Genomic DNA, 9310 nt, shown 5'->3' with positions numbered 1-9310 from the left:
TCACGACACCACGCCTGTCACCAGGCCAAACTCTTACACCACTCCCGTGGACGCAGCCGACCCCGTGGGCGGGCCTCCGTCGCCAGATGCTGTGGCGTTGCCCACTGTCCGGACGGAACCGGCGCCGGGTGTGTTAAGCTGACGGCAGTTGCAGTTGTGGTACCCATGAGACTTGTGTGCGCCTGACGGTATGTAACCGTGAGGCGCATTTTTGTTGCCGGTCATCTCCGGATGGGCTCATCGCGGCGGCACTGGACTCGCACTCGGCGGGTCCGAGTTCGTCAACCAGAAGGAGAAAGACATGGCCAGCGGAACCGTGAAGTGGTTCAACTCCGAAAAGGGCTTCGGCTTCATCGAGCAGGACGGCGGCGGCGCCGACGTCTTCGCCCACTACTCCAACATCGTCTCCCAGGGCGGCTACCGTGAGCTGCGCGAGGGCCAGCGGGTGGCCTTCGACGTGACCCAGGGCCAGAAGGGCCCGCAGGCCGAGAACATCGTTCCCGCCTGACCTGAGACACCCCGAGCCGGGGCTCGCGCCTTCACGGGCGCGGGTCCCGGCTCGTCGTTTTCTCCGGCCGTCGCGCCGCGTGGCCCAGGGCTCGCCCGAGAGCCGGCCGCTCGTCTCACCCCGCCGACGGGACCGGTCAGGCGGCGGGCACGGGCCGGTCGGGCGCGTCCGCCGGCCGCCGTACCGGCAGGAACCTCAGCAGGGCCACCCCGAGGGCGGCCAGCAGGGCCCAGCCGACGAGGCCGAGGGGACCGGCGACGACGGGGTCGGGTGGTGCCGCCGCGTCGCCGAGCATGAGGAACGTGCCCGCCGTGGCGTTGAGCGCGGCGTGGGCGACCACGGCGGGCCACACACTGCCCGAACGCAGCCGCAGCCAGCCGATCACCAGCCCGTACACGACGCAGAAGCCGGTGAACAGGGCCGCCGCCCACGCGCCGAGGCCGGGGTAGTTGTAGCCGAGCAGCGTGAGCGGCGCGTGCCACAGCCCCCAGATCACGCCGGACAGGAGGAGGGCGCGGGGCACGCCGAGCGTCTCGGTGAGGCGGGGCAGCAGCCAGCCGCGCCACCCCCACTCCTCGCCGAACGCGGGGAGCACGGTGATCAGCGTCCCGAAGGTCAGGCCGCTGACGAGCTGGGCGGCCCAGGCGGTGTGCGGATCGAGGCCGTCGGCTCCGCCGCCGGCGACGGTCCGCATCACCGTCCGGTAGAGGCTGAGCCCGGACAGGTCGAGCGTCAGCAGGCCGAGCGCGGAACTGAGGGCGAGGCTCACGACCACGAACACCGGCGTGAGCAGCCAGGCGGCGGCGATCAGGCCGAACGTGCGGGACTTGGCGGGGCCGAGCCCGAGCCCCGTCCGCGCGGCGAACTCCGCGCGGGGCGTGCGGGTGACCCGCCAGGCGGCGAGTACGCCCAGGGTGGGCGTGAACATCATCACCGCGCCGAGCGGCTGCAGCAGCGGGGAGGCGATCCCGTCCCCGAACCACAGGGGCAGGGCGACCAGCCAGGCCAGGCCGAGGGCGAACAGGAGGAACACCGCGAGGTCGGTGCGCCGGAGGGGCATGGGGGATCCACTTCTCTGCAGGGGTCGTACGGCCCGCGGGGCCTCGTGAGCCCGTGGCCGAAACTGGTGCTAATGAATATAGCACCAGAGGCCGGATGATGCTGTTTCGGCTAGCACCAACCCGTCATCGCTGTCCGGAGCCGTCGCCCTCGCCGGGGTGCGGCGCGGGTGGTTCCTCCTCGTCGAACAGTGCCGCCTCGATCCGGGCCAGGGCCAGCACCATGCCCAGGGCCGCCGCGGGCACCAGTACGAGCGCCACGAACGCCACGGTCAGCATGGGCGCACCTCCTCCGTGCCGAGTCGTCCGCATCTGGAGGCTTACCCGGATATAAGGGGCATTTCCGTACAGTTCGGTAGATATCCCCTTGGTGAGGTGAAGGGCGTCGAGGTCGGCCGCCCGTCCAGGGGCGGGCACAATGGGAGCATGTCGCCTCGCGCTCCCGCCGCCGGCTGCCCGTGCGGCCTGCCCGCTCCCTATCCGGCCTGTTGCGGCCGGTTCCACCGCGGCCAGGGCGCGGCGCCCACGGCGGAGTTGCTCATGCGATCCCGGTTCAGCGCCTTCGCCGTCGGCGACGAGGCGTACCTTCTGCGCACCTGGCATCCCGCCGGCCGTCCGGCCCGCCTCGACCTCGACCCACGGGTGCGGTGGGTCCGTCTGGAGATCCTCCGGACGGACGGCGGCAGCGTCGTGCACACCGAGGGGACGGTCCGCTTCCGCGCCCACTACGTCGAGCGCGGCCGGGCCGGGCAGATGGAGGAGCACAGCCGCTTCGCCCGCGTTGACGGCCGCTGGGTCTACGCGGGCGCCCTGCCCGCCCCGACGCCCGGCTGACGGGCCGCCACGACGGGGCAGGGAGCCGCCCCCTCCCGGCAGCCGGGCGGGCTCCGGTCAGCGAGGGCCGGTCATGCGGACGTCGCCCTTCGCCGACAGGGTGAAGACCTGCCAGTTGTGGTAGGCGTAGTAGGCGCGGGCGTCGCGCCTGATCGAGCGGGCGTGCGCCAGCACCGAGTCGACGTAGCGCGTGTCGTGGTTGTAGGCGAACACCGCCCGCCGGTAGTCGCGCGGCGCGCCCGAGGCCTTGAGGTAGTTGGCGGCGGCCAGGATCGCGTCGCGGGCGTCGTGGACGTCGCCGCCCAGCCCGTACGCGCGCCACGTGCCGGGCATGAACTGCATCGGCCCCTGCGCGCCGGATGAGCTGGCCGAGCGGACCCGGCCGAACTTGGTCTCGACCAGCATGATCGCGGCGAGCACCTCCCACTCGACGCCGAACCGCTTCTCCGCGCGCGTCATGTAGCCGTGCAGCCGCTCGGCGGGCAGCGGCTCGGCGAAGCGCATGCGCTTGCGCTGCGCGTCGCTGATGGGCCGGGCCATGGCCAGCAGCCTGCCCACGGCGGTGACGTTGTCGCGGGCGTGGGCGGCCGTCGCCGCGGGCAACTTCCTGATCGTCCGCTGGGCGAGCGTGGCGTCGCGCGCCATCGCGCGGTAGATGCGCTGGTGGTGCAGGGCGAGCAGGACGACCCGCCGGGGCGGCTGCTCGGCAGCGGACGCGCGCCAGGCGTCGATCTCGGAGTTCAGCTCCGTCGTGGTCCGGTGCAGGGCGGCGGCGAGCTGCGCGGGGTCGGCCGGGATGCGGGCGTCGGTCGCCGGCGCGTCCCCGTCGGAAGCGGAGCCGGAGCCCGCGGAGCCCGTCGACGGCGAGGAGCCCGCGGGTCCCGTCGACGGCGAGGGGACGGGGGGCGGGGTCGCCACCGAGGCGGCGGGCGCGGGCCGCTGGGCGGTCACCGAGCCGCCCGCCACGCCGCCGCACGCGGCCAGGGTGACGACGAGCGGTGCCGCGATCATGCCGTGGGCCAGTCTCATGACCCTCCACCGTAGCGCCGGCCCGCCACGCACGAGGCGCGGCACACGCCGGAAGATGTGACTTGAATCACATGGACGGCCTGTTCACAAGCATGTAACCGATTACATACCCTCATGAAACCGATTACATGGAGGTCAGGTGGCTCGCATCAAGGATGTCGCCGCGCAGGCGGGGGTGTCCGTCGCGACGGTCTCCCGGGTGCTCAACGACAATCCCTCGGTCACCGAGGAGACGCGCAACCGGGTGCACGACGCCATGGCCGCGCTCAACTACCGGCCCAACGCGGTCGCGCGCTCCCTGCGCACCGAGGCCACCCGGACGCTCGGGCTGATCATCGGCGACATCCTCAACCCGTTCTTCGCCGAACTGGCGCGCGCCGTGGAGGACGAGGCGCGCGAGGCCGGCTACACCGTCGTCATCGGCAACGCCGACGAGCGGGCCGACCAGCAGGACCACTACGTGCGCACCCTGATGGAGCAGCGCGTGGACGGGCTCATCATCTGCCCCACCGCCGAGGTGACGCCCCTCGTCGAGGAGGTCAGCAAGGGGCAGCGGCCCCTGGTCTTCCTCGACCGGACGCTGCACGGGATCGACGTCCCGTCGGTGCGGGCCGACGGCGGCACGGCCATCGCCGAGCTGGTCGCCCACCTGCGGGCGCTCGGGCACCGGCGGATCGCGTTCGTCTCCGGACCGGGCACCCTGTCCACCGGCCGCGAGCGGACCGCGGCCTTCCTGCGGGCGGCGGCCGACCACGGACTTCAGGTCCCCGAGGAGTACGTGCGGGTGGGCGACTTCCGCGCCGGCAGCGGCCAGCGGATCACCGCCGAGCTGCTCGACCTTCCCGAGCCGCCGCAGGCGATCTTCCTCGGCGACAACCTCATGGCCCTGGGCGCCCTCGACGAGATCCGCAGGCGCGGGCTCGACATCCCCGGCGACGTCGCCGTGGCCTCGTTCGACGACGTCCCCTGGTTCAACCACATCCAGCCGCGCATCACGGCGATCAGCCAGCCCACCGCGGAGCTCGGCCGGCGCGCCGTGCGGGTGATTCTCGACGCGCTGGCGGGCAGGACCGCCACATCGGTCGTGCTGCCTGCGGCGCTCGTGGTCCGCGAGTCGTGCGGAGAGGCCCGGCCGGCGACGAAGGCGCGCCGGTCGGACGGACGGCGAAAGGAGGCCGGCTCGTGAGCCAGGCACGGGAGATCCTGCGCGTGGAGAAACTCGGCAAGAGGTTCCCCGGCGTGGTGGCACTGGACGGCGTCGACTTCGACCTGCGCGAGGGCGAGGTGCACGTCCTGCTCGGCGAGAACGGCGCCGGCAAGAGCACCCTCATCAAGATGCTCTCGGGCGCCTACCAGCCCGACTCCGGAAGCGTCCTCGTCGACGGGGAGCCGGTCGAGATCCGCACGGCGGCCGACGCGCAGCGGCTCGGCATCGCCACGATCTACCAGGAGTTCAACCTGGTCCCCGAGCTGACCGTCGGCGAGAACCTCGTCCTCGGCCGCCCGCCCCGGAGGTTCGGGCTCGTCGACACGCGGCGGATGCACGAGCAGGCGCGCGGCATGCTCGACCGGGTCGGGGTCACGGTGGACCCGCGCACCCGCGTCGCCGAGCTGGGCATCGCGCAGATGCAGATGCTGGAGATCGCCAAGGCGCTCGCGCTGAACGCCCGCGTCCTCATCATGGACGAGCCCACGGCGGTGCTCACCACCACCGAGGTCGAGCGGCTGTTCGGCCTGGTCAGGCAGCTGCGCGAGCGGGGCGTGGCCATCGTGTTCATCACCCACCACCTGGAGGAGATCGCCCAGCTCGGCGACCGGGTGACGGTGCTGCGCGACGGCCGCTCCGTCGAACAGGTGCCGGCGGACACGCCCGAGGAGGAGCTCATCCGGCTGATGGTCGGCCGGCCCATCGACCAGCAGTTCCCGCGCCAGGCCCAGCGGGCCGGCGAGCCGCTGCTCCGGGTCGAGGGGCTCACCCGGGCCGGCGCGTTCGCCGACGTGTCCTTCGAGGTGCGCGCCGGCGAGGTCGTCGGCGTGGCGGGTCTGGTCGGCGCGGGCCGCACCGAGGTGGCCCGCGCGGTGTTCGGCGCCGACCCCTACGACTCGGGCGAGGTGCTCGTGCGCGGGCGGCGGCTGCCCGGCGGGGACGTGCGCGCCGCCATGGAGGCGGGGCTGGGGCTCGTCCCGGAGGACCGCAAGGGCCAGGGGCTGGTGCTGGGCGCCGACATCGCCGAGAACCTCGGCCTGGTCACCCTGCGCCACGCCACCCGCGCCGGCTTCGTCGACCGCGCCGGCCAGCGCGAGTCGGCCGGCCGGGTCGCCGAACAGCTCGGAGTGCGCATGAGCCACCTCGGCCAGGAGGTGCGCACCCTGTCGGGCGGCAACCAGCAGAAGATCGTGATCGGCAAGTGGCTGCTCGCCGACGCACACGTGCTCATTCTCGACGAGCCCACGCGCGGCATCGACGTCGGCGCCAAGGTCGAGATCTACCAGTTGATCAATTCGCTCACCGCCTCCGGACACGCGGTGCTCATGATCTCCAGCGATCTGCCCGAGATCCTCGGGATGAGCGACCGCGTCCTCGTCATGGCCAGAGGCAGACTCGTCGGCGAGCTGAAGGCCGCCGAGGCGACCCAGGACTCCGTGATGGCGCTGGCCGTCACCGAGGTGGAGGATGCTCGTGTCCACTAACGTGCTGACCAGCCGGTCCGCGGCGAGGAGCCTGCTGGCCGAGAACGGCTCGCTCGCCGCCCTCGTGGTGCTGGTCGTGGCGTTGTCGCTGATGTCCGGCGACTTCCTGACCGTGACCAACCTGCTCAACGTCGGCGTCCAGGCCGCCGTCACCGCGATCCTCGCGTTCGGCTCCACGTTCGTCATCATCACCGGCGGGATCGACCTGTCCGTCGGGGCCGTCGCCGCGCTGTCGGCGATGGTGCTCGCCTGGACGGCCGCCGACACCGGCCTGCCCTGGCCGCTCGCCACGCTCGTCGCGCTCGCCGTCGGCGTGGTGTGCGGGCTGGTCAACGCCGTGCTCATCGCCTACGGCAAGCTGCCGCCGTTCATCGCCACGCTGGCCATGCTCGGCGTGGCGCGCGGCCTCGCGCTGGTGGTGTCGCAGGGCAGCCCCATCGAGATGCCCGAGGAGGTCTCCCGCCTCGGCGACACCATCGGCGGCTACCTGCCGGTGCCGGTGCTGGTGATGGCCGTCATGGGCGTGATCGCCGCCGTCGTGCTCAACCGCACGTACACCGGCCGTGCGATGTACGCCATCGGCGGCAACGAGGAGGCCGCCCGGCTGTCCGGCATCGCCGTCGGCAAGCAGAAGCTGATCACGTACGCCCTGTCCGGTGTGTTCGCCGCGGTGGCGGGCATCGTCCTGGCGAGCAGACTCGCCTCGGCCCAGCCGCAGGCGGCCGCCGGCTACGAGCTGGACGCGATCGCCGCCGTCGTCATCGGCGGCGCGAGCCTGTCGGGGGGCAAGGGCAGGGCGCTCGGCACGCTCGTCGGCGCGCTCATCCTGGCCGTGCTGCGCAACGGGCTCAACCTGCTGTCGGTGTCGGCCTTCTGGCAGCAGGTCGTGATCGGCGTGGTGATCGCGCTGGCCGTCCTGCTCGACACGCTCCGCCGCCGCGGCGGCCGCTGAACCTCTCCAGACCACCACGTACCTGAAAGACGAAGTGAGGTAACCATCATGCGATTCCACGCTCTGGTCGCGGCAGGCGCCGCTCTGACGCTCGGCCTGACCGCCTGCGGCTCCGCCGGCACGGACTCGTCGGGCTCCGGCGGCGGGACGCCGGCCGCCGCCGACGTCAAGATCGGCATGTCCGTCTCCACGCTGAACAATCCGTACTTCGTCCAGCTGCGCGACGGCGCCGAGGCGGAGGCCAAGAAGCTGGGCGCCACGCTGACCGTCACCGACGCCCAGAACGACGCCTCCCAGCAGGTCAACCAGGTGCAGAACTTCACCAGCCAGAGCATGAAGGCGATCATCCTCAACCCGGTCGACTCCGACGCCGCGGCGCCGGCGGTCAAGGTGGCGGAACGTTCCAACATCCCGGTGCTGGCCGTCGACCGGGGCGTCAACGGCGCCAAGGTCGTCCAGACGGTCGCCTCCGACAACGTCGCCGGCGGCAAGCTGGCCGCCGAGCAGCTCGCCAAGGAGCTCGGCGAGAAGGGGGAGGTCGTCGTCCTGCAGGGCGTGGCCGGCACCTCCGCCTCGCGCGACCGCGGGAAGGGCTTCAGCGAGGGCATCAAGGCGTACCCGAACATCAAGGTCGTCGCCCAGCAGCCGGCCGACTTCGACCGCACCAAGGGCCTCGACGTCATGACGAACCTGCTCCAGTCCCACCCCGGCGTCACCGGCGTGTTCGCCGAGAACGACGAGATGGCGCTCGGTGCCATCAAGGCGCTCGGCGCCAAGGCCGGCAAGCAGGTCAAGGTGGTCGGTTTCGACGGCACACCCGACGGGCTCAAGGCGATCGAGGCGGGCACCCTCGCCGCCAGCGTCGCCCAGCAGCCGGCCCTGCTCGGCCAGCAGGCCGTGCAGAACGCGGTCCGGGCCGCCAACGGCGAGCAGGTCCCGGCCACGGTGGACGTGCCGGTGAAGGTGGCCACCAAGGACAACCTGTCCGAGTTCACCGGGTCGTGAGCGGCGTGCGCGAAGCCCGAGACGAGGCCGGCGGCCGTCCCGAGCCCCACCACCGCCACGACATGGTGGTGGTGGGTTCGGCCAACGCCGACCTCGTGGTCAGGGTCCAACGGCACCCCGCGCCGGGCGAGACCGTCCTCGGCTCCGACCTCGCCGTCCACCCCGGAGGCAAGGGCGCCAACCAGGCCGTCGCCGCCGCCCGGCTCGGCGCCCGCGTCGCGCTGCTCGGCCGGGTCGGCGCCGACGGGCACGGGAGGCTGCTGCGCGAGTCGCTGGAACGCGACGGCGTGGACCTGAGCCACCTGCACGACACGCCCGCCGCCAGCGGCGTCGCGATGATCGCGGTGGGGCCGCGGGGCGACAACAGCATCATCGTCGCGCCGGGCGCCAACTCCCTGCTCACCGAGGACGACGTGCGCCTGGCCGCGCCGCTGCTGCGGGCGGCGCCGGTCGTGTCCCTCCAACTGGAGATCCCGCTCCCGGCGGTGCTGGCCGCCGCCCGGCTGGCCCGCCGCCCCGTGCTCAACCTGTCACCGGCCATGGCGGTGCCGGAGGAGTTGCTGGCACTGTGCGACCCGCTGGTGGTCAACGAGCACGAGGCGGCGTGGCTGCTCGGCGACGCGGGCGATCCGGCCCGGCAGGCCAAGGCGCTGCTCGCGCTCGGCCCCCGCTCGGTCGTGATCACCCTGGGCGCCGACGGCGCCGTGACGGCCGAGGCCGGCGCCGTCCGGCCGGTGCCGAGCCCGCGCGTCACGCCCGTCGACACCACGGGCGCCGGAGACGCGTTCACCGGGGCGCTGGCCTGGCGGCTCGCCCTCGGCGAGCCCCTCGCGGGCGCGGCGGCGTTCGCCGCCCGCGTCGGCGCGGCGACCGTGCGCGGCGCCGGCGCGCAGAGCTCGTACCCGACGATGGCGGAGGTGGAGACCCTGTGAAGCGCGGCGGCGTCATCAACGCGGCCCTGGCCGGCGCCCTGGCCCGGCTCGGGCACACCGACGAGGTGCTCGTCTGCGACAGCGGCATGCCGCTGCCGCCGGGCGTGCCGGTCGTGGACCTGGCGTTCGTGCCGGGGATCCCGTCGTTCGCCGACGTGCTCGACGGCCTGCTCGCCGAGATCGTCGTGGAGGGCGCCACGGCCGCCGAGGAGGTGCGGCAGGCCAACCCGTCCTGTCACGCCCTGCTCGGCGAGCGCCTGCCGGGGCTGGCGTACGTGCCGCACGAGCGGCTCAAGGCGCT

11 protein-coding genes are annotated in these 9310 nt (G+C 73.0%); 8 read left to right on the top strand and 3 right to left on the bottom strand.

The genetic code is table 11. The features are described from left to right. The first annotated feature begins 301 nt into the window (after window positions 1-301). On the top strand, window positions 302-508 hold the full coding sequence (locus CXR44_RS30970) for a cold-shock protein (protein ID WP_101789680.1): 207 nt from the start codon (window positions 302-304) through the stop codon (window positions 506-508). A 136-nt stretch (window positions 509-644) separates the two neighbouring features. Here the strand turns inward: CXR44_RS30970 and CXR44_RS30965 are convergent, their stop codons facing one another. Both CXR44_RS30965 and CXR44_RS39760 read right to left on the bottom strand, forming a co-directional pair. Further along, entirely contained in the window at window positions 645-1568 is a 924-nt protein-coding gene (locus CXR44_RS30965; protein WP_101789679.1) for a CPBP family intramembrane glutamic endopeptidase, read from the bottom strand. 124 nt (window positions 1569-1692) lie between these two features. Further along, window positions 1693-1845 (bottom strand): hypothetical protein, encoded by a 153-nt coding sequence (locus CXR44_RS39760; RefSeq protein ID WP_180903782.1) that lies wholly within the window; start codon window positions 1843-1845, stop codon window positions 1693-1695. 147 nt (window positions 1846-1992) lie between these two features. Here CXR44_RS39760 and CXR44_RS30955 point away from each other — a divergent pair, with 147 nt between their 5' ends. After that, window positions 1993-2400: a YchJ family protein gene (locus CXR44_RS30955; RefSeq protein WP_101789678.1), complete on the top strand. Its 408-nt coding sequence runs from the start codon at window positions 1993-1995 to the stop codon at window positions 2398-2400. A 57-nt stretch (window positions 2401-2457) separates the two neighbouring features. Here the strand turns inward: CXR44_RS30955 and CXR44_RS30950 are convergent, their stop codons facing one another. After that, complete coding sequence (locus tag CXR44_RS30950) at window positions 2458-3429, bottom strand: lytic transglycosylase domain-containing protein (protein ID WP_101789677.1); 972 nt, start codon at window positions 3427-3429, stop codon at window positions 2458-2460. Between the two features lie 139 nt (window positions 3430-3568). Between CXR44_RS30950 and CXR44_RS30945 the strand changes: the two genes are divergently transcribed. From CXR44_RS30945 to rbsD, 6 genes are all read left to right on the top strand, one after another. Further along, window positions 3569-4615 carry a LacI family DNA-binding transcriptional regulator gene (locus CXR44_RS30945; RefSeq protein ID WP_101789676.1) on the top strand — a complete coding sequence of 349 codons (1047 nt, stop codon included), beginning with the start codon at window positions 3569-3571 and terminating at the stop codon, window positions 4613-4615. Beyond that, on the top strand, window positions 4612-6120 hold the full coding sequence (locus tag CXR44_RS30940; RefSeq protein WP_101789675.1) for a sugar ABC transporter ATP-binding protein: 1509 nt from the start codon (window positions 4612-4614) through the stop codon (window positions 6118-6120). Before CXR44_RS30945 ends, CXR44_RS30940 begins: the two co-directional genes overlap by 4 nt. Further along, entirely contained in the window at window positions 6104-7072 is a 969-nt protein-coding gene (locus CXR44_RS42020; protein WP_342748619.1) for an ABC transporter permease, read from the top strand. Before CXR44_RS30940 ends, CXR44_RS42020 begins: the two co-directional genes overlap by 17 nt. 48 nt (window positions 7073-7120) lie before the next feature. After that, window positions 7121-8077 (top strand): D-ribose ABC transporter substrate-binding protein, encoded by a 957-nt coding sequence (locus CXR44_RS42015; RefSeq protein WP_342748618.1) that lies wholly within the window; start codon window positions 7121-7123, stop codon window positions 8075-8077. A gap of 5 nt (window positions 8078-8082) precedes the next feature. After that, window positions 8083-9009, top strand: coding sequence for a ribokinase (locus CXR44_RS30930; RefSeq protein ID WP_245899594.1), 927 nt, complete (start codon window positions 8083-8085; stop codon window positions 9007-9009). Then, the coding region (rbsD, locus tag CXR44_RS30925) for a D-ribose pyranase (RefSeq protein ID WP_245899592.1) at window positions 9006-9310 on the top strand (305 nt) is incomplete at its 3' end. The genes CXR44_RS30930 and rbsD, both read left to right, overlap by 4 nt.

This window comes from Nonomuraea indica, from assembly GCF_002850745.1.
In the GTDB taxonomy this organism is placed as follows: domain Bacteria; phylum Actinomycetota; class Actinomycetes; order Streptosporangiales; family Streptosporangiaceae; genus Nonomuraea; species Nonomuraea indica.
The sequence above is the reverse complement of the archived record's forward strand: the minus strand, read 5'-3'. Positions and strand labels throughout refer to the sequence as shown.

Excerpts from the sequence above, each read along its gene's own strand:
- CXR44_RS30970 (WP_101789680.1), top strand. The coding sequence starts at position 302 with ATGGCCAGCGGAACCGTGAAGTGGTTCAACTCCGAAAAGGGCTTCGGC.
- CXR44_RS30965 (WP_101789679.1), bottom strand. The coding sequence starts at position 1,568 with ATGCCCCTCCGGCGCACCGACCTCGCGGTGTTCCTCCTGTTCGCCCTC.
- CXR44_RS39760 (WP_180903782.1), bottom strand. The coding sequence starts at position 1,845 with ATGCTGACCGTGGCGTTCGTGGCGCTCGTACTGGTGCCCGCGGCGGCC.
- CXR44_RS30955 (WP_101789678.1), top strand. The coding sequence starts at position 1,993 with ATGTCGCCTCGCGCTCCCGCCGCCGGCTGCCCGTGCGGCCTGCCCGCT.
- CXR44_RS30950 (WP_101789677.1), bottom strand. The coding sequence starts at position 3,429 with ATGAGACTGGCCCACGGCATGATCGCGGCACCGCTCGTCGTCACCCTG.
- CXR44_RS42020 (WP_342748619.1), top strand. The coding sequence starts at position 6,104 with ATGCTCGTGTCCACTAACGTGCTGACCAGCCGGTCCGCGGCGAGGAGC.
- CXR44_RS42015 (WP_342748618.1), top strand. The coding sequence starts at position 7,121 with ATGCGATTCCACGCTCTGGTCGCGGCAGGCGCCGCTCTGACGCTCGGC.